Below are 25,003 nucleotides of genomic sequence, written 5' to 3' on the forward strand. Positions count from 1 at the left end.
GGAGAACATCAAATAGTAGAGGTTTATTGTTTATGCGGTTACTTGAACAGGCTGTTATTGCAGAGCCTTTAACATATGATAAAATTATTAACGAAAATCACGGGTGTTGATCGGATACCCCATATAACTTTAATAATATTTCCTTCGATGATTTAGAAGAAATCTTATTCAGGTTATTGATAATTTGAGTTACTGAATATAAACTTTCATTATTCTTTATTAATTGTTCTGCTATATCATTGGATGTTCTGCTTGAAAATATTTTTTTTGCAACATCTTTATTTATGTCGTAAATATCACTTAAAAAACGTGAAAAATCAGTTAACGATAATTGGATAATTCTGCTAAAAAAGCCTTTATCTGCAACCAATTTATTTAAAAGTTCATCCAATTTTTGGTTATTATCATAAGCTCTAAAATTTATTAACTCATTTAGGCTTTTTGAAATCTTCACAGGGTGGTTTTTATCTTCTATTGCAGATTTTAAAAGTAATTCAGAATCTAAATTTTTATAAATATCAAAAGCTAACTGTCGTGCAATATCTGTTTTTTTAAGTTCAGCTAAACAATTCCCTAACAAACTAAAAGGTGTTGAATAAAATTTTTCCATCCAAAACGAAAAGTCTAATACAAAAAGTCTTTGAGTAGTTAATTTATGATTTTTTCTGTCTTGATAAATAGTTAAAGTTAGTTCGTTTATAGGCGTTTCTTTAACAAAAGAATTAATCTGGATATTATTAACTGATTGACCAACCTGTGTTTCTTCTTCACCAAGTGCTTCCTTTAAAGCAAGTATTTCATTTTTTAAATAATAACCGCCCTGCTCAAATATTCTGATTTTCTGAAATGGTATTATTAATTCAAACTTTTCAAGAAAAACTCTTTTTATGTTGTGTTCTAAATGTTTATGCTCGCGTACAAGTTTAATAATTTCAGCTTGTGAAGTGTATGATTTTATTGAGTAGTATTTAATTACTCGTTCGATAAATTCATTTTTACTTAACAAGTCTTTTAATAGTGAATTTTCATCTATGCTAGCAAGAGTGTTTAAGGTAAATGAAAAGTTAAATGGTAAAGGATTTAGCTCTAAATAATATTCAAATATTGAACTTTTAATATTCGGCGTATTTAATATTTCCGTAACTATTTTAGACCCCCCATTTTCAGTGAGGTTTTGAACTAAAGTTCCGAAATTTTCAGGAAGTGAATCAATTCCAGATAAATACTTTATTATTTGTTCCGTTTTTACTTTATCTATTCCTTTCTTTTTAAGGTCAGGATTTTGTAAAACTATTGATTGAGCAATTAAGTCTGCAAATGAAGTATGGTGGAAAACAAAAAATGAATCTTCTTCATAAAATAATCCTTTGTCCTTTAATCGCTCAAAAACGGTTTGACTATTTACATCATTAAAAGGCAATTGTTTCTGAAACGGAATATTGAAACTATAGATAGATGCGTATCTTAAAGTTAATTCTATTTCATCCCTGTTTTTAAAACCGTAATTGTCATAGAATTTTTTGTTCAGTAGTTCGTTGTCAAAATCAGATAACGAACCTCCAACTTTGCCCCAGAAGTGAAGTAAAATTGAAAGTTTTAATAGGTTAAAATTAATAAGTTCGAGAACTATATTGAAATCACCAATTTCGTATTCCTTGTCTGGAAACTTTTGCTTGTAAAATTTTAGTCTGTTTTGAATTAGTTCTTTTATTCTATTCGCATCACAAAAAATCTCATTATTGTATCGCTTCTTCCAAATAAATTCCCGATGATAAATTTGACCGTTAAATTCGTCATCAATTAAGCTAGTATTTCGGCTAAGAAAAATTGCCTGTATTTGATTATAATTCTTTAATTCGACAAATAGTTCATCACTGAAATTGAGGTTATTCTGTATGTCATCAACTATTAAAAAACTAAACTGATTATTGAGAATACCAAGTTCCTTTTTAACATCGGATAATTTGTTTGCTTCTGTAACCTTTAAATAGAAACTTTTTATTAAAGTCTGTTTTGCCAACATACTCGCGACAAAATATGAAAAAGTTGTCTTTCCAGAACAACTGCTACCAACTAATAGATAGTTTTGTGCTCCCTCATAAAGGTTTGACCTAGAATTTTTTCGAATATTCTTAAATAATTGAAATTCAGGTTTTGATAAAACAATCCAATTGTTTTTTAGAAACTTTGAGTTTGAATAAAATTCATCCTCTTTATCAAAAGCCTTTTCAATCGGTCTAATACATGCAATACTTTGAACCCCTTCTTCTTCTGGAAATAGCTCTTGTTTTAGAAAATTATATACCTCAAGTTGTTCTTGGTAGGTGAAATTTGATTGGATATGTGCTTTTAATGAACTCGGTGTTAAAATATTCTTCTCGTTACTGAAATTAATATCAGGGTCACTAAAATCATTCTTTTTTTCGGCTTCATTTAAATCCTCAAAAAATGCAATAAATAAAGATTTATAACCTTGTTTCACTTTTCGATTCTTAAAACCTTTTATTGTCCTTTCAATTTTACCTTTCTTGTTGTCTTTTTGGGCGGTTACTTGAACAGTTATGCTTTTATCGTAGTTTGCTAAATCAATATCAGATTCATTTCTTTTTTGATAATTTCTATTGTATAAATTCCATCCGTAAACTTTATTTAGAAATCGGCAGTAGAAATCCTCAGCTTTTTTATATGCATTAGTCCAGCCATTATCAGCATCGTTTCTCAATTGAGAAAAATACGTAGTAATTAAACCCTCTATTTCTTGTGCAATTTCTTTCATATCGGCTAGTCGTGGGTCGGATAAAAAATAGCTCTTTTGCAAGCTGAAGCATCGGCTTGCGGGTTGGGGCTTGCGAATGTGCTATTTGTGGGTTGGCTTTTCATTTTATGTTATTACGGTTCTCTGTCTTTGCATGAAACACAACTAATAAAGAATACTTATAACCACTTTTTTTATTGCGCATATCGTTCTAATTTCTGGCGATAAGCGAACGTTTGATGTTCGGTTATCTGATTTTGGTAAACGTTTATTAAAACGCTTAACGTAACCATTCAAATTTAACAAAGGTTGTTGGGGATTCCTATTTTTTGGCAGCAAAAAACCTTGTCCGGGCACCCCAAACGATGTAATCCAAACTCCTATGAGGCACAAAGTTTATTAGTCACCAGGTGAATACTTAATGACTCTCGGAACAGATTGCGCTGTAGAATTGGTAATGTACAATTCACCCGGTGACTTTCGGGTTTTAGGTGCAATTGTGGGGCAGCCGGGACACGAAAATTTGCGACAGATCACTTCTCCCGATCTCATCGGAATCGTAAAAACCAGTGAGGGCTTCGCTTTGAGCGAAACCCTCACTTTTTATCCGGTTTATTGGAAAAACAATGTTGTGGTTATACTTTTTTGAAGCTTTCGGTGGGCACCCAACCCACGCGGCCGTCGGCAATTTCTATTTCTGACCATTCGCCAAGCTCCTGGCGTACTTCAACTTTTAGTCCTTCGTGAATGGTAAAAAGGTCGGTGCCGCTGTTGTCGGGTGAGCTTTTTACGTTTAATGTAGGCTCAAAAACAACGGCTTTGTGCGTATCTTCCAAATAATTGCGGGCTTCGGCTCCGAGCACCAAACTCAGCACCATAAACAACAGCGCCAACAATCCTACAGGGAACACAGTCTTTTTGAGTACAATGGAACGGGTGAAGACAAATAGCAGCAATGCAGCAATAAGTATCAGGAAGGTTACTATGCTCAATATGGCCCACGAATTAAGCGGCATAGATTGCCATAACTCTTTGTACCACCTTTTGTAGAACGGCACCTGATCGGGCACTATTCGGTCGGTAATGAGGCTGTTGGCCATTTCGAGATTAAACCGGGCATCTTCGTGTGCGGGATTGTATTTGAGGGCTTTTTCGTAATACAAAATGGCGTGGGGCAATGATCCCTGCTTGTACCAGGCATTACCGAGGTTGTAATGTAAGTCGGCTGACGTCATGCCGTGATCAAGCACCTGCTGGTAAAATTTGGCTGCTTTGGCATAATTCTGATTGGTATAGGCTGTTTCTGCCGTGTCGATCCAGGTTTTATACTGCGCTGCTTCATTGTCTTGTGGCAGGGCACCCATAGCACTAGCTATGGCAAACCAACCTGTAACGATATATGTGATTAACTTTTTTGTCATCATTTGATCTGTTTTTCAAGTTTACCAATGATATCGGCGGCATCGTTGTATACTGTTTTGCTGTCGCTTTGGGCTGCCGAAGGCGCGTAGCGGGCAAATTCACAGTCGTCAATTAACTTAATTAGTTTTTCAATGATTTCTGCCGGCACACCTTGCTCTTTTAGCATGTCGCCCACATTATCGCGTGTAAGCGAAGCAGCATCAATGGTGAGTTTATCGGCCAGGTAACCCCAGATGGCTTTCAGAATGGCTTCGTACATAGCGCCGTCGTTCCCGGCTTTAAGCTCTTTGGCCGCTGTCTTTAATCGTTTTTTGCTCACTTTGCTGGCCTTTTTTGTACGCATGCGCAACTGGTCGGCATTTTCTTTAATTTTTTTTCGGCGAATGAGCAACACAATGATGGTAAGCCCAAGACCCAAAATGTAGATGAGCCAGAAGAGTGAAGTGCCAAAAAAGATGGTGTTCATGGGTTTAAGTCCCAAATTACCCGACTGTATAAACCGGATATCGGTACCAATATTGGATACATCTTGTTTGCTGTAATTAGAAACCACCATAGCACTTTGAGAGCCGTCGCCTTTTCCTACTTCTATATTAAAAGATTGGCCTTTAAGAGTTTTATACTGCCTTGTAGCCGGATTAAAATAACTGAATGTTACCGGGTCCAACTCAAAGGTGCCTTCGTGCCGCGGAATGAGCAGGTACTCATAGGTAATGGAACCACGTGCCCCGCTTGGTGTTACCCGAATCATGGGTTTAACTTTCGGGTCGTACACCTCAAAATCACCGGGAAACCCGGGTTTGGGCAGATCTACGAGTTTTAGATTTCCTTCGCCGGTAAGTTTCACTTTCAGGGTGAGCGACTCGTTGGCTTTGAGTTTTGTTTTGTCTACTGATGTTTCGAGACTAAAATTACCCACAGCCCCGTTGAACGATGCAGGTGCGCCTGCCGGCAGCGATTTAACCGTTACGGTAGTTTTAGGGCTTTCGTCTTTGATGGTATAACGGCGATAGCGTCCGCCAAAGAAATCGTCGAACGGGTCGTTACTTCTTACGCGTTCACGCACCACGGCCTCCACCTCAAAAGGATCGATGGTGAGTTTTCCGTCGCGCTGTGGAAATAACACGTATTTTTTAATCACCCCGGTTTGGTATATCTGACCGTTTACATTTTCGCGCTGAAGCGAAATTTGCTGTGGTGTTTCGATCTCCTGGTTAAAGAAACCACTGAACGATGGAAACCTGATATCTTCGAAACCTGCCAGGCTCAGGCGTGTGTAAAGTTTCAACGTGGCCACAAGGTGTTCGCCCTGGTAAATATTATTCCTGCTGATCTGTACACGTACAAAAAAATCAGTGCCGCCCTTCTTTACCTGCTGTTGCTGAGCAGTATTATTTTGCTGACTTTGAGCCTGTTTTTGTGAAGGATCACCTTTTAAAACTTCTATGTTTATGGATCCGGATTTGGCTGTTGCGCCATCTTTCTCTACTTCTGCAGGCGGTATGTTATAATCGCCGGGTTCATCAGCCACCAGTACATAGGTAAAAGTAAGGTTTAAAGAGGTGTTTTGCCGGCCGTTTACAATCTGAATGCTTGTACTTTGCGATACGCCAGGGCCCGACAACACCGTGAAGGCATCGGGCAGCTTAATATGCGGTGCATCGGTTTTGGCATCGACTTTATAGACCAAACGGAAACGCTCCCCCACTTTCACCACATTGGGCGCTTCACCGGTGATATTGACCTTTTGCCCTGTAGCGACAAAAGGCAGGATGATGATTTGTATGGCTAATATCCAAAATCTTATCATGGTATATTATTTTTCAGGTAAAAACCCTGTAAAGTTACCAGTCTTTCTCGGTTTTTTCACTATTCGAACTTTTCTTTGTTCTTCTTTTCAGCTTCTGTTGCAACTCTTTCTCGTCCATCTGGAGTGCTTTTAATATGCGTAAAGCATCTTTTTTGGAAATTTTCTTCCCTTTTTCTCCTTTCTTACCCTGCTTTTGCTCTCCTGGTTTTTGTTGAGCTTTTTGTTGCTGCTGTTTACGCTTATCCTTTTCGGACTGTTGCTTTTGATTCTTCTTTTGTTGTTGTTTTTGCTGCTGGTTCTGCTTTTTCTTATGCTGATCTTTATTCTGATTTTTTTTGTTTTGCTGATTTTTTTTCTGCTGCTGTTGCTGTTCTTGCAACTTACTCTGCGCAAAGGCCAGGTTATATTTTGTAGCAGTATCATTCGGATAATTGCGCAATGCGTTTTTATAAGCTTCAATGCTCTCCTTCAGTTTGCTGTTCATCAGGTGTGCATTGCCAATATTGTGGTACAGCTTACTTTTTTTCCGTTCATCGATATTCAGGCTGGTGAGCGACTCCCACTCTTTGAGCGCCTCCTCATACTTTTCCTGACGGTACAAACTGTTGGCCAGATTATTTCGGCCCTCATACGTTGAAGGCTTTTTCTCAATGGCTTTCCGGTACTCAACTTCGGCTTTTTGCATAAGGGCACTGTCAACTTGCAGCGAATCGTCAAGTGCTTCGTAGTACAATTCATTTCCACTGCGAATGTACTTGCGCTCTTTCTGCCCAAAGCTCTGGCTCACAAAAACCAGCATCAACACAAGCAATATATTAAGGTACTTCGTCATCATTTTTTAAATATTTTTATGTTGGCCAAATATTTATTTTTCCGCTCCAGAATAAAAAATTCCAGCACAAGGAAGAACAAGGCTATCCATGCTGCAAACCGGAACTGTTCATCATATTCGGCATATACTTTCGATTTCATTTTGGCTTTTTCGAGCTGGTTAATGTCATCAAACAAGCTGTTCAGCCCTGAGCGAATATTGTTTGCTCTGATGTAAGAGCCTTCGCCGGCTGCGGCGATTTGCTGCAGCATGCCTTCGTTCAATTTGGTAATAACCACATTGCCATTCCGGTCTTTATGAAATTCGTTGGATTTACCACGCTCCGGGATGGGGCCACCCTCTGGCAATCCCATGCCAATGGTGTACACTTTTATATCTTTTTCAGCTGCCTCTTTGGCCATTTCAATAGCATTTCCTTCGTGGTTTTCACCATCGGTGATAATTATCAGGGCTTTATTTTTTTCTTCTCCTGGAGAAAATGAATTAATACCGTGACCAATGGCTGCGCCTATGGCGGTACCCTGTTGCGGAATCATCTCTGTCTCTACCGATGAAATAAACATTTTGGCTGCCGGGTAATCGGTGGTAAGGGGCAACTGGGTATAGGCTTCACCGGCAAAAACAATCAGTGAAATACGGTCGTGCTCCAGGCGGTCGAGTAATTTTACAATGGCTCTTTTGGCTCTTTCCAGCCGACTTGGCTGAATGTCGGTAGCCAGCATGCTGCGCGACACATCTAATGCCACCACCAATTCTTTACCTTCGCGCTGTACTTCTTTCATGCGCGTACCAAACCTGGGTCTTGCAATAGCTAAAATGATGGCTGCCAAAGCGAGCATCAGCAAGATATATTTCCACCACGGCTTTGAACGTGAACGCATGGGTGCCATGCGGTTTATCATCTCCTGACTGGCAAATTGCCGGAGCTGCTTCCTGCCTTGTGAGCGCATTACCCAGAAAAGAAGGATTAATACCGGAATAATCCAGAGTAAATGTAAATATTGTATATATCCAAACTCAAACATAATGGTTCGTTTTATGGCATTGTTCTGAAAATGGTTGCACGCAATACAACCTCAAGCAATAATGCTATGGCTGCGATGATGGCAAACCAAATGTATTCTTCCTGTTTTTTGGCAAATGATTTGGTTTCGATGCGTGTTTTTTCCATCTGATCGATTCGTTCATAAATTTCTTTCAGTGCACTGTTGCTGGTGGCCCGAAAATATTTTCCGTCGGTCAATTGTGCCATTTCCTGCAAAACAGCTTCATCAATCTCCACTTCCATTTGCTTATATTGTGTGCCAAATGGTGTTTGCACGGGATAAGGCGCTGTACCCCTTGAACCCACACCAATGGTATACACCCTTATTCCAAATGTATTGGCCAGTTCAGCAGCGGTTACAGGGTCAATTTCGCCCCGGTTATTTACCCCATCGGTGAGCAAAATAATGACCTTACTTTCAGCGTTGCTTTCGCGTAAGCGGTTAATGCTGGTAGCGAGGCCAAGACCTATGGCAGTACCATCTTCTATCATGCCGCTTTTCACATCTTTAAACAGGTTCAGCAAGGTGGCATGATCGGTGGTCAGCGGACATTGTGTAAATGCTTCGCCGCTGAAAATGGTCAGTCCGATGCGGTCGTTGGGCCGCCCGTTGATAAATTGCATGGCCACATCTTTGGCGGCATCTAACCGGTCGGGCCGCAGGTCGCGGGCCAGCATACTGCTCGATACATCAAGCGCCATGATGATATCAATACCTTCGGTGGTTTGTTTCTCCCAATTGTCTGTAGACTGCGGCCGGGCTATAATTATAATTACGGCTGCAACAGTGATCATTCTCAATGCTGGCAAACTGTGCCTTGCCCACTCTTTCACTCTGTTGTAAGGCTGATTAAAAGCGCCCAGTGAACTTACACGCAGGGTGGCACTTTGCTTTTTACGCCTGAACACATACCAGGCTGCCATTGGAATGAGCAATAGCAGTAGGTACAGGTACTCAGGGTTGGCAAATGTATATCCGTTTAAACTCATTGCGCTTGGTTTTCTTTTTGATCTTCTGGTTCAATAACTTGCTCTTTGGTACTAATCACCAGCTGATACGCATAATCCATGGTTCTGGCGTTGTCGTCGGGTAATGGCGTAAACTTTGCAAACTTGGCCAAATCGGCCATTTCAAGAATATCGCTCACCTTTTTGCTGTTTTCTGTATCAAGAATCTTATTTTCGCTGATGTAGGCTTCAATAAAACCTGTTGTATTTTCCATGGCAGGTACAAAGAACCGGTATTCCAGATATTTTCGCACAATATCTGATAAAATGCTGTAATGCCGCTTTATCTTATCTTTTTGCCAGAGTTTTTGCCCCTGCAATTCGTCCAGTTCACGCAATGCGATGACATGTGGCGGCTCCTTGGGCTTCGCTTTTTGGGGCAGTTCTTCTTTTTGCTTTTGCTGCTTTTTGAAATACCACCACAGGGTGAATATCAGCGCCAGCACAAAAATAATGAGTCCGGCATAAATGGCATATTCACGCAAAAACTCTTTAAATGTTAAAGGCGTTTCAATGGGCTTCTTAATGTCGGCAATGGCATTGGCAGTAGAATCGATATTGAATGTGGTTACACCGAGGTAAACCGGGTTGGTTTGCAAAGTATCGGTACTGTTATTCGCATAACTTACCACAATACGGTATGGTTTAATTTCATAAGAACCTGAATCGAAACTGCTAATGAGGTAAGGCTTGCGAATGGTTTTGCGCCCTTCTTTCAGCACTGTATCAAACGGCAAATCGCGTATAATCTCAATTTTATCCACAAGGGTATCCATCAAGGGCGGAAAGCTAACCTTTGCGTCATCGGGCACATTGGCTGACAATGCAAACTCCACATGATCGCCAATGAGCATCATGGACGTATCGAGTGAGGCTTTCACCTGCGCTCCCTGTCCTCTGACAATGCCCAACTGAATAATTAAAAGCAGCAGTATGGTTAATAGTTTACGTATCATTACATCTGAACATTTACATGGATCTTTTCTTGAAAAACTTTACCAAAGGTTGTACATAATCCTCATCGGTTGACAAATTGACAGCATCTACCCCTGATTTGCGGAAGGTGGTTTGCTGATATTGCTCCAACTCTTTCCACCAACTTTCGTACAACATCCGGTTTTTCCGACTCGATGTATCAATAGTTCTTGTTTCACCCGTCTCCGGATCGGCAAGTTCCACCAATCCCATGGACGGCATCAGACGTTCGCCGGGGTCGAAAACCCGAAGTGCAGCCACATCGTGTTTTTTGTTGGCTATCATCAGGGCGTGATCGAAACTGCGATCGATAAAATCGGAAATCAAAAAAGCGGTACTGCGTTTTTTTATCATACCCGTGAAATATTCCAGGGCATTGCTGATGTTTGTTCCTTTTTCAGTGGGTTCAAATCTTAATAGCTCTGAAATAATGCGCAAAATGTGCTTACGGCCTTTCTGAGGCGGGATAAATTTCTCCACCTTACTGCTGAAAAGAATTACACCGATTTTATCGTTATTTTGTATGGCGGAGAATGATAAAACTGCAGCCAGTTCAGCGATAAATTCCCGTTTGAATACGGAATCTGTTCCGAAATCTTTCGAGCCGCTGATATCGATGAGCAACATCACCGTGAGTTCCCGCTCCTCTTCAAAAACCTTCACATACGGGTGATTGAAACGTGCGGTTACATTCCAGTCCACATCACGAATGGCATCGCCATACTGATATTCGCGCACTTCGCTAAAGGTCATACCCTTGCCCTTGAAGGCAGAATGATACTGCCCTGCAAAAACCTGTCGGGACAACCCGCGGGTTTTAATTTCGATGTGACGAACCTTTTTTAATATATCTTGTGTTTCCAAAACAACACCATTTTAAATTACCTAATCATCTTAGCTTTTTGCTCAGCTTCTGACCGTTAGTCAGAAGTACATCTTTTGCGAATTATTATTCGACAAACTATGGTACCTCAACCGTGTTCAGTACCTTATTGATGATATCTTCGGTTGTAAGCTCCTCAGCCTCGGCCTGGTAAGTGAGTCCGATGCGGTGACGCAACACATCGTGGCATACAGCACGCACATCTTCGGGCACTACATAACCGCGGCGCTTGATAAATGCATAAGCTTTGGCTGCTTTTGCAAGGTTAATGCTGGCACGGGGCGATCCACCGTAACTGATCATCTCTTTGAGCGATTCAAGGTTGTAATCTTCAGGTGTGCGTGTGGCAAATACAATGTCCAGAATATACTGTTCAATTTTCTCATCGATGTATACATCCTTTACCACATCACGAGCCTTAAGAATGGCATCGCGCGTAATAACCTGGCTTGCTTCGGGAAAATCCTTTAGCAGGTTTTCGCGCATAATGCGTTTCTCCTCATCCAACTTCGGATAATGAACTACTGCCTTAAGCATGAAACGGTCCATTTGAGCTTCAGGCAGTGGATAAGTCCCCTCCTGCTCTATTGGGTTTTGTGTAGCCAACACAAGGAAAGGCTTTTCAAGAGTAAAGGTATTTTCGCCAATTGTTACCTGCTTTTCCTGCATAGCCTCGAGCAGAGCACTCTGAACTTTAGCCGGGGCACGGTTAATCTCGTCAGCCAAAATAAAATTATTAAAAATTGGGCCCTTTTTCACCTCAAATTGCTCCTTTTTCTGGCTGTAAATCATGGTTCCGATAAGGTCGGCAGGCAGCAGGTCGGGTGTAAACTGAATGCGACTAAAGCCCGCATCGGTAGTTTTAGCCAGGGTACTGATGGCAAGCGTTTTGGCCAAACCCGGCACACCTTCGAGCAAAATATGCCCATCGGAAAGCAGCCCTATAAGCAAACTCTCAACCAGGTGCTTTTGCCCTACAATGACCTTGTTCATCTCCATGGTGATCATCTCAACGAAAGAACTTTCCTCTTTAATACGCTCATTGAGCTCTCTGATGTTGGTTGTAGTATCCATAAATTCAGATTTTATTTTAGCTTTATGTTTCTGAAGCACAAAAATAACGCAATCAATTGGGATATTGCACCTTTGCCACAGCAATTTTAACGAAACTTTAACCCGCTGCTGCAAAAATGAGACAATTCTCTTTTAATGTTGATTTTTTACATATTCAATTATGATTATGCAGTAGTTTACATCTATCGCAAACTGATTACAAACTTTCCAACACCAAAACAGGCTCCTTTGAATTCGAACGCACCAATTCCCTGTTAAAAAAAAAGAAGTGATTACATTTTCTATAAAATAGCATATAGTTTATAGATTTGACCCAATACCCTCAGTCTCAATTTAGGCTGGGGGTATTTTTTATACAATGGTTTTGCCCAAATCAAAAACATTCCCTAATCTTGCAGCATGCGATATTTTATTAATCTGGCATACGACGGGTCTCAATATCACGGTTGGCAAATTCAGCCCAATGCGGTTTCGGTGCAGCAGCTTATGAATGAGGCCATAGAGAAGATTACACGCGAAAAAGTCAATGTAATTGGTTGTGGACGAACGGATACGGGCGTGCATGCCAGCTATTTTGTAATGCACGTGGATCTGGACAATGAAATTAATGCGCCTGAAAAATTCACCTATCATCTGAATGCTGTTTTACCGAAAGACATTGTAGTGTATGAAACCCAACCGGTTGTAGGTGACTTGCATGCCCGGTTTAGTGCCACAGCGCGTGAATACCATTATTTCCTGAGCAAAGATCCGCATCCCTACCTCTATCCGTTTGCCAAACAATTGGTAAAACTACCTGACATGCCGAAGCTACACGAAGCAGCAAAAATCATTCAGCAAAACACCGATTTTGCAAGCTTTTGCAAGGCACATGCCGGCAACAAAACCAACATTTGTCAGATTAGCGAGAGCCAATGGATAGAGACGGACGATTTTCTTATTTACCGCATTAAAGCCGACCGGTTTTTGCGCAACATGGTCAGGGGGCTGGTAGGCACCATGCTCGAAATCGGACTGGGCAAACGCTCACCCGACGAATTACAACTTATTTTTGATGCCAGGGATAGAAAAAAAGCCGGCATGTCTGCCGACCCGCAAGGTCTGTTTCTTACCGGCGTGGTGTACCCCGATGAAATTTTTAAGCACACATCAAAGTTACCCTTTCCGCTTAATATGGATTGAACTTATTGACCTTCAGTGATTCGCGTAAGCAGTTCCTTAACGTTACCTATTTCAATGAAAGATGCACCTACACCACGACCAAAACTCCCGGCAATGATTACGATAAGGTCATCATCTTGCAGGTAGTTCTTTTTTATCAGCCTCGAAATGCCGTAACGTATAAACTCATCAGGAGAGTTGCGTTGCTCAATATAATTCACATGCACACCATAAGAAAGTGCGAGCTCGCGCATGGTTCGCTTACTGTAGGCCATAGCAAAAATGGGTCGGTTGCCCCGGTACCCGGCCAGGTTACGAATTGTGCGACCAGAAGTGGTATCGGCCACAATAGCCTGTGCTTTGAGTTCTGTGGCAGCTCTAACAGCCGATTGGCAAAGCCAGCCCGATACTTCTGACGCGAGCACTGCAATAGGCACATCTGCATTAAACAACCCTTTATTCTGTTCCACCTGCATGGCAACGCTACTCATTACACGCAACGACTCCAGCGGATATTTGCCATAAGCGGTTTCTCCGCTCAGCATTACTGCATCGGTTCCGTCGTATATGGCTGTAGCAATATCGCTGACCTCTGCTCGTGTGGGCCTTGGGTTTTCAATCATACTGTGGAGCATCTGGGTAGCGGTGATGGATATTTTTCTGCGCGCCATACTTTTACGTATGATATCTTTCTGAATAATGGGAATTCGCTCCCTTGGAACTTCAATGGCCAGGTCGCCCCGTGCAATCATCACTCCATGTGCCACATCGAGAATTTCATCGATATTGTCTATACCATGCTGGTTCTCAATTTTGGCAATAATTTTAATATTGCTGTTATGCTGGTCCAGTATACTCTGCACGGCCAGCACATCCTGTTTATTTCGCACAAAAGAGTGTGCTATGAAATCAAGATCATGTTCGGCAGCAAAATGAATATATCCTTTATCTTTTTCGCTCAATGCGGGCAAACTTAAATGGGCCGAAGGGATATTAACACTTTTGCGGCCTTTAATTTGCCCCTGATTTTTCACTTCGCATAGCAAGGCATCTTCCTTATGCTCGAGCACTTCCAATTCTATATCTCCATCATCAATCAATATGCTGCTTCCATTGAGTACATCTTTTACAAAATCCGGATAGGAGACATATATCATATCAGAAGTTGAAAGACCTTCCGGATCTCCTTTCATACAAATTTTATCGCCACCCTTGACAAAAATTTCCTCGCTGGTTTTAGTCGTTCTGATTTCCGGACCTTTAGTGTCGAGCAGAAGTGCAATTTTATTCGAAACTTCTCGCACATTATTTATTACTTTCAGGGTATCTTCGTGGGTTTGATGCGCTGTATTTAAGCGCACTACATTCATACCTGCATCGAATAACTGCTTTAAAAATTCAGGTTCGCAATTCAAATCAGATATTGTAGCTACAATTTTGGTCAACTTCTTCATATGTTAGTTTTTTAATTTCAAGTAAATGATAACCGCAAAAGTTGCTGAGTTTAAATTTACGTATTGTAATTTACAAAAATTTCAGCGATTAACTCTATTCTATTATTTTGTGTTCATAGATAAACTATAATTTATCTACTGAAGCAAAATTAAGCGCACAAAGATAGAGAAGCTCCTGGAAAGATAAAATGTTGTTTACTCCAGGTCAAAAATATTTTTTGAGCCTGCTATAATCTCCATTAAACTACATCTTCTTTATATTTTTGATATAACTGTTGAACAATTCCATCGGAGAGCCCCATGCGGGGGACAAAAATTCGCTGGCCGTTGGCATATTTAAAAGCGCGTAAAAATATTTTTGTAGCCGGTACAATTACATCTGCCCGGTGCGGATTTAGCCGCAATACGGCAATGCGTTCATCGAAAGTAAACCTTTGCAGGTAATCATACATATGTTTAAGCTCATCGGCATTGATAGATTCCCCGTATTTTTTACCCATGAGTTTAAAAAGCTTATTAACATTACCACCGGAGCCTATTAATGAAATATCCTTAAGTTTTGTGGCCTGCTTGCGCATAAACGACTTAAATCGATCTACCTCGTCCTCATCCTCCTTTTGGCTAAGCATGCGTACGGTACCCATATTAAAAGATTCCTGTTCTAATTTCTTATTCTTCGAAACCACTGTTACTTCGGTACTTCCGCCTCCAACATCCACATAAATATAATCTTTACCGGGATCAAGCAATTGCGATATGCCTGTGTGAAAAATAATCTCGGCTTCTTGTTTGCCATTAATAATTTCGAGTTCAATACCTATTTCGTACTGTATGGCATTAATCAGGTCCTTTCCATTTACAGCTTCCCGCATAGCAGAAGTTGCCACAGCCCGGTAATCAAGGATATTGTAGGCGTTCATAATGTGCCGATAGCCCTTCATTGCATGCAATAGTTGTTCGGCTTTCATATTGCTGATACGTTGTCCGCTGAACACATCTGCGCCCAATCTCAGAGGTATACGAATAAGTGATACTTTCTTAAATTTGGTTTCGTCAGGATACTCAATTGCGTTCATAATGAGCAATCGAATAGCATTTGATCCTATATCTATGGCGCCAAAGGGTAGAAATTTCATTGATAACTAAACATTGAACCTGCTTTTTATTCGTTTACAGGCGGCTTATTTCAATCTTTTTAAATAATTATAATATTCAATTTGTGCGCGATGTTTTCTCTTGGCCTTTGTTTTTCTGTATTTATTTTGCTGCTCAGCATCCAACACGCGAGCTTTGGTATTATCGCGCCACTGAATATCGAACATGGCTCGCAGTTCTTTCTGAATCTCTTTGTCATAAACCGGACAGGCGACCTCAACGCGATGATCGAGATTGCGGGACATCCAGTCGGCAGATGTAATAAAGTATTGCTCTTCCCCGCCATTGGCAAAAATAACAAAACGACTATGCTCCAAATACTTATCTACAATACTGATGCCTTCAATATTATCACTCATTCCTTTTACTCCGGCTTTAAGGGAACAGATACCACGAATGATAAGTTTGATTTTAACGCCTGCTTTGCTGGCCGAATAAAGGTGATTGATCATACCCTGATCAACAAGATTATTGAGTTTTAGCAAGATGTAAGCAGGCTTACCCAATTTTGCGTTTTTTATTTCTGTAGAAATCTGCTGCATAAATTGTTTTCGCATGCTATAAGGCGATACCACAAGATGCCGGTAATTAAATCGCTTGTAATTGTGTTTGAGGAACTCAAATATCTTGGTGACTTCTGCCGCTATTTGCCGGTTGGTGGTAAACAATCCTTCATCGCAATAGAGGTTTGCTGTACCTTCGTGGAAGTTCCCTGTTCCAATGTATGTAAAACTTTTTATACGCCCCTGTTCTTTTCGGTGCACCAGCGCAATTTTAGAGTGTACCTTTAATCCTTGCACACCATGAATTACACGCACACCTGCTTCCTGTAATTTTTCTGACCAGCGCAGGTTGGCTTTTTCATCGAATCTGGCGAGTAACTCAATTAAAACGGTCACATATTTCCCGTTTTTTGCCGCATTGATCAGTGCATTAATGACTTTCGACCGATCTGCAACCCGGTAGAGCGTTACTGATATGGATGTTACCTGCGGGTCTACTGCGGCCTCCCGCAACAAATCTATAAAATGGTTAAAGGTTTGGTAAGGATAGTGCAATAAAATATCGCGCTCACGAATTACCTGCATAATGCTCCTATGCACATCCACATAGCGATGCACAAGTGGTGGCGGGTTTTTTATTTCCAGGTTATCATCGACCGATGGGAACTTAATAAAATCTTTGAAATTGTGGTAAATTCCGCCCGGTATGAGATTATCATCATCGTCTACTTTCATATGATTGGTGATAAATCGGAATAAATCATCAGGCATCCGTTCATCGTAAACCAACCGTACCGGCTGACCTTTACGCCTTTCTTTTAAAGACTTGGCCATTTTTTCCATAAAACTCATAGAAATATCGTCGTCAATATCGAGCTCGGCATCCCGTGTTATTTTGATGGTATATGCTTCAATTTTATCGTATTCGAACATGAAGAAGATATCATCGAGGCAATACCGTATAATATCATCGACAATGATGATGTAGGTATCTTCTTCCAAACCTTTACGCTTAGGCAGCACTACAAATCTGGGATTACTGCCCACGGGCACCTCCAGGAGCGCATATCGTGTTTTGCGGGGGTTGTCTTCCACAGTCATTTTAATGGCCAGATAAATGGCTTTATCGCGCAAATAAGGGAAAGGTTTATCCTTACTGAGCATTATTGGGACAATGAGCGGACTCAGCTCTCTGGTAAAAAAATCGTTCGCAAACTCCCCCTGAACCCGGTCTAACTGCAACTCATCTATAACATGAACTCCAACAGCATCGAGCTCTCTGAGCAACCGCTCATAAATAGTTTGAAACCGTTCCTGCAAAGACATCACGGTTTTCTGTATTCTATCAAGTACTTCCTGGGGCGTCATATCGCCCAGTACAATCTTTGACTGCTTACCAATATCTACCAGGCGCCGCATAGTAGCTACACGCACACGGAAAAACTCATCGAGGTTATTAGAAAAAATACCCAAAAAACGCACGCGCTGGAGTAAAGGGTTGCGCTCATCATCGGCCTCCTGCAAAACCCGTTCATTGAACGATAACCAACTTATTTCACGATTTATGAATCTGCTCTCCTTCTTAACTTTCTGCATGGGTCTGTTTGAGTTTATGAAATGGAAAAATACAAAATGCAAAAATAACCAACAAATATAATCTGAATATTATATCTTGTGTTACTATAACGTTAATTGCATAAAAAAACCACCCTGTAAACAGCGTGGTTTCAATTTTGCTATAATTTAGATTGGTTTATTGAACAATAAGCTTTTTAACGGTTTTTTTATTAATTACCACATAATAGAACCCTCTTGTAAGATTCTGGTAATCATTTACCTGCTGCATACCAGAGGAATAAACCTTAAATGTATCTTCGGCTCCTAAGCCTCTTATTTTCCATGATGCACCTGAACGCAGTGGTTGGGGATAAATTGTATAGGTTTTTGCATTCACTTCAGTAGAAAGAATTCTTAATGTTTCAGTAGTACCGTCATAATCAGTCTGGATAAGCTTTATGTAAAGTGCTCCGTTTGTTTCTGAATCAAAACTATATTCGTAATTAGTCAAAGTACTTTTTGTACCATTTCCTGAAACTCTTGCCAACTCTTCCCAGGCTTGCATATCGGAGCTGATAAACAAGGTAAAATAATCGTTGTTGGTTTCGGTGGCTGTAGTCCAGTTGATGGTCACTTCTGAACCCGCTGAAGCTATATTAGTACCCAATAATTCTACTGGTAGTGTATAATTGTTATCGTTACCTGAAGTAAGGGTTCCTGTTCCACTACTTACAGTTCCCTCGAAGGCTCCGTCAACATTAACTATACCATCCACTGTAATATTGGCACCTGAGGCATTAAAATCACCATCGATCTGCACATTTCCGTCAAGTGACAAATTAGAATTTTTATTAGCAGTTACATCTCCTCCTACATCCATTGTGCCAGTAGAGTTAACTGTAAGGTTACCATTATTACCAACCTCGATATTGTTTGTGATGTTTAATATACCATCCAGGTTTATGGTGGCATTGTTTGACACATAAAGATTTGTGGCTGTTACAGTAACGCCATCATCAATATTCAGGACAGATTTATTTCCGAGAACTATATCATCATACGTTGCATCGGAACTAATGGTAACAGTCTCATTATTACTTAAGGTTAGATCCTGGCCCATAAGACCCAAAAATGAGATTAATAGTAAAAATGTAATAATTGGTTTCATCTTTTTATAGCTTTAATTCAATATTGGATACGCCCGGAGCGTGAATTAGTTTGCGATTTTGCGCAGCCTTTGATGAATCCACTAATTCCTTTGACGAAACAAAAAAAACACCGCAGAAAATATCCTGCAGTGTTTTCTAAGAACAATTTAACTGGAACTATTTCGTATACTTTTCGTCGTCAATATCCACGTTAACATCGATGCTTTTGATCTCAATTTCCATGGGCTGTGGCATCATTCCTGTTGATACAATGGTATGTGGATACATTACACCACCTACAGGTTTGTAATCTTTCAGTTTCTGCACCTGTTCCATTTCGCCACGTTGCGTTTCAATGGTCTTTTTTGTCATGACTTTAAGACCTGAATTTACATCATAGTAATCGAATTGCGTGTCACCGGCCGGGGTGGTTACTTTCACTTTATAAACCTCTTTTCCATCTATGTCTTCGAGTGCTACAAGTTCTAATTCATAACCCAGCTCGTCATATTTTAGGAACTTATGCATTTGGCTTTCAAGTTTTAATGACTCAAGATCCTCACCTTCAAAATCTTTTTCACCTTGCATACCGGTCATGAAACCTTTTTCACCGTCATAAACCTGCTTACTGACAAGCATACCATTCATTTTGGTTTCATTAATCATCTTATCGGGTGCTTCCTGGATCATAATGGTTTGAATGGTTCTACCCTGCATTTGCATTTCTGCCACTTGCTTAACCGATTTAATTGCATTAATTTTTGTTGCTCCACCACGGGCATCAACATATTTGGTAATCACTTTTTCGGCTGTAAGGTCTTTGGGCAATGTTTTATTATCTTCTACCTCATTTCCCCAGGTATTATAAATTTTTACTTCACCATCGCTGTCAAATCTCTTAAGTTTTTCTTTCAAAACAGATTTATCGCCGGCTATTACAATATGGCTATTCTCAGGTTTAATGTATTTTTCAGCCATAGCCGTTACCTGGTCAACTGTAACAGCATTGAGTTTTTTGAGGTAAGTGTTGTAGTAATCTTCAGGCAGATTATACAGTTCGGTATTGAGAGCAAACTGTGCTATAGTACGTGGAGATTCCATGGCACGGGCAAAAGCACCTGTTCGGACGCTTTTTATCATATCCAAATGCTCTTTTGTTACAGGATCAGCAGTCATTCCCTTCATTTCATGCAGAAATTCCTGTACAGCACTGTCTGTTACCTCAGTTCCCACTTCAGCACCTGCATTAAAATAGCCTACCAGGTCATCTTTCGACAGCTGGCTGCGCGCGCCGTATGTGTAACCTTTATCTTCACGCAAATTCTGCATCAACCGGCCTGAGAACACGCCACCACCGAGGGCTTCGTTCATCACTGTTGCCGGTATTGCGTCTTCGTCGCCAGGCATCAACTCAATCGGGTAGGTAATTTTAATTACAGATTGAACTGCTCCGTCTTTATTAGCTATAGCTACCTGATTTCCTTCGGGAGCCTTTGGCTGATTGTATTCATGTGTTGGCACATTACCTCTTTCCCATGCTCCAAAATATTTTTTCACCAGCTTTTTGGTCTGGCGCTTTTTTATATCGCCAACCACAACCATATAAGCATTATTGGGCTTAAAATAAGTGTTGTAGTAATCAACACACATCTGACGTGTTATTTGGTCGACGCTCTCCTCAGTAGTTATTTCTCCATAAGGATGGTCTTTTCCATATCGTAATACTTTGGCCACATTGTTTGCCATTGCACTGGGGTCGGATTTCTGAGTAGACAAGCCTGATTTTGTTTGTTTCTTATATTTCTCCAGCTCTTCTTCAGGGAATGTTGGATTTAAAGCAACATCAGCAGCTAACTTCAGAAAATCCTCTGTGAACCTTGACATGGTCGACCCATAAAATCCATTGCTGTTGGTTGAAAGACGGGCACCCAAATAATCAATGGCTTCGTCAATTTCCTCTTTGTTTCTGTTTTCAGTACCTGTACGCATAAGATCTCCGGTTGCGCTGAGGTATCCAACAGTTTCTTTTTCCAATACAGGATCATTATTCAGATATAACTGAAAAGATACTCTAGGTACTTTATGATTTTCGACTAAAAGAACCTTCAGGCCGTTATCCAGCTCAAAAGTTTTTGACTTACCAATCTTGATTTCAGGTGCAGGACCAGCTTCTGGTCTGACACTCCTATCCAGCTGGGCTGATAAATTGAGCCCGCTAAATAAAATTATTACGGAAAATATACTTGCTAAAAACTTCATGTCTTATTGATTTTTTTGTTTTTGAGATTCTGGTAAATAATAGAGCACAACGCGGTTATCTTTGGTCAGATATTCTTTGGCAGCTGCTTTAATATCTTCTTTGGTTACGGCTCTGTATTTTTCTATTTCTGTATTAACCAAATCGGTGTTTTTGAAGTAGGTATAGTTTCTCGCAAGTGCATTCGCACGCGAGTATAATCTTGCAGAGCCGTTTACAAATTCACTTTCAATCTGATTTTTGAGCTTTTGAAATTCTCTGTCATCAATCTTTCCGTTTTTTACCGCTTCAATCTCTGCATTCATCGCCTCTTCAAGTTTTTGTGGATCAACGCCCATGTTAGGCAATGCAAACGTTAATGCTACTGAAGGATGCTCGAAAGGCATTGGAAAAAGGTTTACAACCATTGCCAATTCTTTTTCATCCACAAGCTTTTTGTTTAAGCGAGAACTCTGCCCGCCAGACAGCATTTTGGCAAGTAAGTCTACAGCATAATAATCTTCGCTACCCATTGCCGGTGTACGGTATGCCTGTATTATGGCTGGCAATTGAATTTGGTCATAAACAGTATCGCGTACTTCGCCACCAAGTGGTGGTTCATTGGGCTCAGGACGGCGAATTTCTTTGGTTCCTTTTGGGATAGAACCATAATATTTTTCAATGTATTCTTTCGCCTCATCTTTTTCAAAATCCCCGGCTACAACCAATACGGCATTGTTGGGAACATAAAACATATCATAAAACGCTTGAAATTCATGGTCTTCAGCAGCTCTGATATGGTCTTCATCACCAATGGTTGTCCATTGATAAGGATGCTTCTTAAATGCCCGTTTCATGGTTTGAATCATAACATCTCCATACGGACGATTATCATAACGTTGTTTCTTTTCTTCAATTACAACTTTCTTCTGGGTAGCAATCCCAACGGAATCAACTTTTGCATGAAGCATGCGTTCTGCCTCGAGCCACAGCCCAAGCTCCAATTGATTCGACGGCATTATTTCGTAGTAATAGGTCCGATCGTTGCTGGTACTGGCATTCAGGGTACCACCAGCTTTTTCAACGATTTCTGAATATTCACCACGGTCAATGTTTTTTGTACCTTCAAACATGAGGTGTTCAAAAAAGTGGGCAAATCCGGTGCGAGTAGGTTTCTCATTTTTCGATCCTACGTGATACATCACGCTGATGGATACAATGGGTGCAGTATGATCCTGGTGAAGTATCACATGCAGCCCGTTATCGAGATCATACTCTTCGAACTCGATTTCGTCTGAACCGGCAAGGGCAATAAGTCCGGGCACAAACAATAAGGTTAATAATCCTAACAGTTTTTGTCGCATAATTCTAATTTTTAATTTTCAAATAATAGTATTTATGGTTAATCATTTTCTTTATTTTCATAATCGAGAATATCGCCTGGCTTACATTCAAGCTCACGGCAAATGGCATTTAAAGTAGAAAACCTGATTGCTTTGGCTTTGCCACTTTTAAGAATGCTCAAATTGGCCATACTGATATTGACCCTTTCCGACAACTCGGAGAGTTTCATTTTGCGTTTTGCCAACATCACATCTAAATTTGTAACTATAGCCATTAAAATCTGTTTACACTGTTAATTCATTTTCTTTCTTTAATTCTACCCCGAAGCGGAAAATCTCGGCCAAAACCAAAATTATTAATCCCCAAAGTAATGATACGATAATCTCCGTATCAAAACGCAGGTTTACATCAGTGCTTTCTAAATAAATCTGATCTATAAACCCATATTTAGTGATAAAAAAGAACATCAGCTGCCAAAAAGACCATATAAAAAATGCCAGGGCAATTTGACGTATCCGCATCACGTAATGTAGATTGAACGGGTAATCATTTTTCAGATGCCTGTACATTGATCTGAATATGAACCACAATTGACTTATGGCATAAATCCCTATAAGCAACAAACCTACAAAATGCACCTGGGCATATATCAAAAACCAATTGGGAGCCTGTGTTATGATTACAGATGCATTAAGATCAGAAGTTTTACCAACTATTTCATCCCCACCGGTAGTAATAAATTTCATGCTTTGTTCAGCAGTCAAAGGCAAATCAATGGGCACTGCCGTAACATCTTTGCTGGTGCTTACTACCATAAGTATTGAGTAAAATACAATACCCAATATGGAAATAATCATGAATGCTGATAGCAGAAAATAAATACTGCCAACTAAACGCCGGTAATTTTTGTTATTTTTCATTTGGTACAGGTAATTTTTAAAGCTCACCAAAACTAACCCTGATATTTTATATAAAAAAATTTTAACGACAAATATACATTATTTATCGAAAAACAATAAAAATTTAACGTTTTTTAACGTTTCTGAATGCAATTAGTGAAAAAAATAAACAATATTTTGTGTAAAAAAAATTTTATATGTATTCAATTATGCAAATATTTACACAGCTTTTCTAATGCATCGAATTAAAAATAACTATACATGAATTGGATTGATCTTACCATTTTTATTGTGTACATGATTCTAATGCTTGGCGTTGGTGTCTATTTCTTAAGAAGAAATAAATCGGCCGATGACTATTATGTGGGTGGACGCACCATGAGCAAATGGCACATTGGGCTTTCGGTAGTTGCCACAGATGTTGGTGGTGGCTTCAGTATAGGTCTTGGTGGTTTAGGTTTTGTGTTGGGCCTTTCCGGGAGTTGGATGTTATTTACAGGACTTATAGGCGCCTGGCTTGCCGGTACTTTTTTAATTCCCAAAGTTTACCCATTGGCCAAAACAGAAAATTTTCTCACTTTTCCGCAATTGCTCAAACACAGTTTTGGTGCCCCTGCAGCCTTTATTGCAGGCCTAATTTCAGCTATCGGCTATTTGGGATTTACAAGCTCTCAGATTCTTGCCGGGGCTAAACTTGCCTCTGCTTCTTTCGTTAATCTCGGTATTAATGAAGCCCTCATTATTATGGGTGTAATTGCAGTGGTTTACACATTTATGGGCGGATTAAAAGCAGTCATCTATACCGATACTATACAATGGATTATTTTGCTTGCGGGGCTAATTGGAATTGGAATTCCGCTCGGATACTTTTACCTCGGAGGGTGGACAGCCATAAAAGACGCCCTGCCGAATGAATTTTTTGCATTTGATAATGTAACCTGGCAACAAATTGTGAAATGGCTGGTTACAATCATTCCAATATGGTTTGTAGGCATGACGCTTTACCAGCGAATTTATGCATCAAAATCGGCCAAAGAGGCCAAACGCGCCTGGTACATTGCCGGTGTATTCGAATATCCGTTTATGGCATTTATGGGCGTTATCATTGGTTTGTTCGCCCGCATTGCTTTTATGAACAACGATTTCGAAGCATTAGGTTTTCCGGCAACAGGCACCATTGACGAAGAAATGGGATTACCTCTTTTTCTACGTACCATTTTACCGCCCGGTTTGATGGGCCTGATGATGGCAGCCTATTTTTCTGCTATTATGTCAACCGCAGATAGTTGTCTTATGGCCTCTTCAGGTAACATTATTACAGACATCCTGAAGTTGCCGGCCCAAAACTCAAAAAGATACATGCGCATCGGTCAGGCTATTACATTGACTATCGGTGCCCTGGCCTTACTGCTGGCACTTCAAATGCAAAACGTGCTTGAATTAATGCTATACTCTTATGCATTTATGGTAAGCGGCCTTATTGTGCCTGTGCTGGCCATATTTTTCTGGAAAACAAAGTCGCCAGGAGCCGCAATAAGTTCAATGGTTGCCGGTGGCGGTACTACCCTGACCCTAATTATTGGCAAATTTGACCTGCCTTTAGGATTAGACCCAAACATATTTGGCATTAGCGCTGCATTTTTGGTTTACTTTGTCGTGGTCGAGCTTGAGAAAAAGCTAAACAATGCGAAAATAACTAATGAGTCTATGTAAGAAAACGCCAAAATACTGCTTTTCGCTCG

General features: G+C 40.3%; 19 protein-coding genes and 1 pseudogene. 3 read left to right on the forward strand and 17 right to left on the reverse strand.

Going from position 1 to position 25,003, the window contains the following annotated elements:
* Positions 1–110, forward strand: a pseudogene (locus ACTB0Y_RS15275) (IS1595 family transposase); the annotation flags it as partial.
* On the opposite strand, the gene ACTB0Y_RS15280 reads toward ACTB0Y_RS15275, so the two are convergent.
* The 9 genes from ACTB0Y_RS15280 to ACTB0Y_RS15320 all read right to left on the reverse strand — a co-directional run bounded on the left by ACTB0Y_RS15280 (position 98) and on the right by ACTB0Y_RS15320 (position 11,804).
* Positions 98–2,776: an SMEK domain-containing protein gene (locus ACTB0Y_RS15280; protein ID WP_463207701.1), complete on the reverse strand. Its 2,679-nt coding sequence runs from the start codon at positions 2,774–2,776 to the stop codon at positions 98–100. The pseudogene ACTB0Y_RS15275 and the gene ACTB0Y_RS15280 sit on opposite strands and share 13 nt — an antisense overlap.
* A 614-nt stretch (positions 2,777–3,390) precedes the next feature.
* Entirely contained in the window at positions 3,391–4,179 is a 789-nt protein-coding gene (locus ACTB0Y_RS15285; RefSeq protein ID WP_463207702.1) for a tetratricopeptide repeat protein, read from the reverse strand.
* Positions 4,176–5,987 carry a BatD family protein gene (locus tag ACTB0Y_RS15290; protein ID WP_463207703.1) on the reverse strand — a complete coding sequence of 604 codons (1,812 nt, stop codon included), beginning with the start codon at positions 5,985–5,987 and terminating at the stop codon, positions 4,176–4,178. The genes ACTB0Y_RS15285 and ACTB0Y_RS15290 overlap by 4 nt, the downstream gene beginning before the upstream one ends.
* 34 nt (positions 5,988–6,021) lie before the next feature.
* Positions 6,022–6,822 (reverse strand): tetratricopeptide repeat protein, encoded by an 801-nt coding sequence (locus ACTB0Y_RS15295; RefSeq protein ID WP_463207704.1) that lies wholly within the window; start codon positions 6,820–6,822, stop codon positions 6,022–6,024.
* Entirely contained in the window at positions 6,819–7,844 is a 1,026-nt protein-coding gene (locus ACTB0Y_RS15300; RefSeq protein ID WP_463207705.1) for a VWA domain-containing protein, read from the reverse strand. The genes ACTB0Y_RS15295 and ACTB0Y_RS15300 overlap by 4 nt, the downstream gene beginning before the upstream one ends.
* 11 nt (positions 7,845–7,855) lie before the next feature.
* Positions 7,856–8,854, reverse strand: a complete 999-nt coding sequence (locus ACTB0Y_RS15305) for a vWA domain-containing protein (protein ID WP_463207706.1) — start codon at positions 8,852–8,854, stop codon at positions 7,856–7,858.
* Positions 8,851–9,828: a hypothetical protein gene (locus ACTB0Y_RS15310; RefSeq protein ID WP_463207707.1), complete on the reverse strand. Its 978-nt coding sequence runs from the start codon at positions 9,826–9,828 to the stop codon at positions 8,851–8,853. Before ACTB0Y_RS15310 ends, ACTB0Y_RS15305 begins: the two co-directional genes overlap by 4 nt.
* 13 nt (positions 9,829–9,841) lie before the next feature.
* Positions 9,842–10,711: a DUF58 domain-containing protein gene (locus tag ACTB0Y_RS15315; protein WP_463207708.1), complete on the reverse strand. Its 870-nt coding sequence runs from the start codon at positions 10,709–10,711 to the stop codon at positions 9,842–9,844.
* A gap of 97 nt (positions 10,712–10,808) precedes the next feature.
* Positions 10,809–11,804, reverse strand: a complete 996-nt coding sequence (locus tag ACTB0Y_RS15320) for an AAA family ATPase (RefSeq protein ID WP_057954907.1) — start codon at positions 11,802–11,804, stop codon at positions 10,809–10,811.
* Between the two features lie 399 nt (positions 11,805–12,203).
* Here ACTB0Y_RS15320 and truA point away from each other — a divergent pair, with 399 nt between their 5' ends.
* On the forward strand, positions 12,204–12,986 hold the full coding sequence (truA, locus tag ACTB0Y_RS15325; RefSeq protein ID WP_463207709.1) for a tRNA pseudouridine(38-40) synthase TruA: 783 nt from the start codon (positions 12,204–12,206) through the stop codon (positions 12,984–12,986).
* Between the two features lie 2 nt (positions 12,987–12,988).
* On the opposite strand, the gene pyk is transcribed toward truA, so the two are convergent.
* From pyk to ACTB0Y_RS15365, 8 genes are all read right to left on the reverse strand, one after another.
* Entirely contained in the window at positions 12,989–14,419 is a 1,431-nt protein-coding gene (gene pyk / locus ACTB0Y_RS15330; RefSeq protein ID WP_463207710.1) for a pyruvate kinase, read from the reverse strand.
* 239 nt (positions 14,420–14,658) lie between these two features.
* On the reverse strand, positions 14,659–15,555 hold the full coding sequence (locus ACTB0Y_RS15335; RefSeq protein WP_463207711.1) for a Ppx/GppA phosphatase family protein: 897 nt from the start codon (positions 15,553–15,555) through the stop codon (positions 14,659–14,661).
* Positions 15,556–15,600: 45 nt separating this feature from the next.
* Positions 15,601–17,673 carry a polyphosphate kinase 1 gene (gene ppk1 / locus ACTB0Y_RS15340; RefSeq protein ID WP_463207712.1) on the reverse strand — a complete coding sequence of 691 codons (2,073 nt, stop codon included), beginning with the start codon at positions 17,671–17,673 and terminating at the stop codon, positions 15,601–15,603.
* Positions 17,674–17,830: 157 nt separating this feature from the next.
* Positions 17,831–18,802, reverse strand: a complete 972-nt coding sequence (locus tag ACTB0Y_RS15345; RefSeq protein ID WP_463207713.1) for a hypothetical protein — start codon at positions 18,800–18,802, stop codon at positions 17,831–17,833.
* Positions 18,803–18,959: 157 nt separating this feature from the next.
* Positions 18,960–21,041, reverse strand: coding sequence for an insulinase family protein (locus ACTB0Y_RS15350; RefSeq protein ID WP_463207714.1), 2,082 nt, complete (start codon positions 21,039–21,041; stop codon positions 18,960–18,962).
* Between the two features lie 3 nt (positions 21,042–21,044).
* Positions 21,045–22,382: a M16 family metallopeptidase gene (locus ACTB0Y_RS15355; protein ID WP_463207715.1), complete on the reverse strand. Its 1,338-nt coding sequence runs from the start codon at positions 22,380–22,382 to the stop codon at positions 21,045–21,047.
* A gap of 38 nt (positions 22,383–22,420) precedes the next feature.
* On the reverse strand, positions 22,421–22,636 hold the full coding sequence (locus ACTB0Y_RS15360) for a helix-turn-helix domain-containing protein (RefSeq protein ID WP_463207716.1): 216 nt from the start codon (positions 22,634–22,636) through the stop codon (positions 22,421–22,423).
* Between the two features lie 10 nt (positions 22,637–22,646).
* Entirely contained in the window at positions 22,647–23,282 is a 636-nt protein-coding gene (locus ACTB0Y_RS15365; RefSeq protein ID WP_463207717.1) for a DUF2975 domain-containing protein, read from the reverse strand.
* 240 nt (positions 23,283–23,522) lie between these two features.
* Between ACTB0Y_RS15365 and ACTB0Y_RS15370 the strand changes: the two genes are divergently transcribed.
* Positions 23,523–24,974, forward strand: a complete 1,452-nt coding sequence (locus tag ACTB0Y_RS15370) for a sodium:solute symporter family protein (protein WP_463207718.1) — start codon at positions 23,523–23,525, stop codon at positions 24,972–24,974.
* Positions 24,975–25,003: the final 29 nt, after the last annotated feature.

This window comes from Salinivirga sp. (genome assembly GCF_055145285.1).

What these genes read in the sequence shown, in the direction of transcription:
- ACTB0Y_RS15280 (WP_463207701.1), bottom strand. Translation starts at nt 2,776, where the DNA reads ATGAAAGAAATTGCACAAGAAATAGAGGGTTTAATTACTACGTATTTT.
- ACTB0Y_RS15285 (WP_463207702.1), bottom strand. Translation starts at nt 4,179, where the DNA reads ATGATGACAAAAAAGTTAATCACATATATCGTTACAGGTTGGTTTGCC.
- ACTB0Y_RS15290 (WP_463207703.1), bottom strand. Translation starts at nt 5,987, where the DNA reads ATGATAAGATTTTGGATATTAGCCATACAAATCATCATCCTGCCTTTT.
- ACTB0Y_RS15295 (WP_463207704.1), bottom strand. Translation starts at nt 6,822, where the DNA reads ATGATGACGAAGTACCTTAATATATTGCTTGTGTTGATGCTGGTTTTT.
- ACTB0Y_RS15300 (WP_463207705.1), bottom strand. Translation starts at nt 7,844, where the DNA reads ATGTTTGAGTTTGGATATATACAATATTTACATTTACTCTGGATTATT.
- ACTB0Y_RS15305 (WP_463207706.1), bottom strand. Translation starts at nt 8,854, where the DNA reads ATGAGTTTAAACGGATATACATTTGCCAACCCTGAGTACCTGTACCTA.
- ACTB0Y_RS15310 (WP_463207707.1), bottom strand. Translation starts at nt 9,828, where the DNA reads ATGATACGTAAACTATTAACCATACTGCTGCTTTTAATTATTCAGTTG.
- ACTB0Y_RS15320 (WP_057954907.1), bottom strand. Translation starts at nt 11,804, where the DNA reads ATGGATACTACAACCAACATCAGAGAGCTCAATGAGCGTATTAAAGAG.
- truA (WP_463207709.1), top strand. Translation starts at nt 12,204, where the DNA reads ATGCGATATTTTATTAATCTGGCATACGACGGGTCTCAATATCACGGT.
- pyk (WP_463207710.1), bottom strand. Translation starts at nt 14,419, where the DNA reads ATGAAGAAGTTGACCAAAATTGTAGCTACAATATCTGATTTGAATTGC.
- ACTB0Y_RS15335 (WP_463207711.1), bottom strand. Translation starts at nt 15,555, where the DNA reads ATGAAATTTCTACCCTTTGGCGCCATAGATATAGGATCAAATGCTATT.
- ppk1 (WP_463207712.1), bottom strand. Translation starts at nt 17,673, where the DNA reads ATGCAGAAAGTTAAGAAGGAGAGCAGATTCATAAATCGTGAAATAAGT.
- ACTB0Y_RS15345 (WP_463207713.1), bottom strand. Translation starts at nt 18,802, where the DNA reads ATGAAACCAATTATTACATTTTTACTATTAATCTCATTTTTGGGTCTT.
- ACTB0Y_RS15350 (WP_463207714.1), bottom strand. Translation starts at nt 21,041, where the DNA reads ATGAAGTTTTTAGCAAGTATATTTTCCGTAATAATTTTATTTAGCGGG.
- ACTB0Y_RS15355 (WP_463207715.1), bottom strand. Translation starts at nt 22,382, where the DNA reads ATGCGACAAAAACTGTTAGGATTATTAACCTTATTGTTTGTGCCCGGA.
- ACTB0Y_RS15360 (WP_463207716.1), bottom strand. Translation starts at nt 22,636, where the DNA reads ATGGCTATAGTTACAAATTTAGATGTGATGTTGGCAAAACGCAAAATG.
- ACTB0Y_RS15365 (WP_463207717.1), bottom strand. Translation starts at nt 23,282, where the DNA reads ATGAAAAATAACAAAAATTACCGGCGTTTAGTTGGCAGTATTTATTTT.
- ACTB0Y_RS15370 (WP_463207718.1), top strand. Translation starts at nt 23,523, where the DNA reads ATGAATTGGATTGATCTTACCATTTTTATTGTGTACATGATTCTAATG.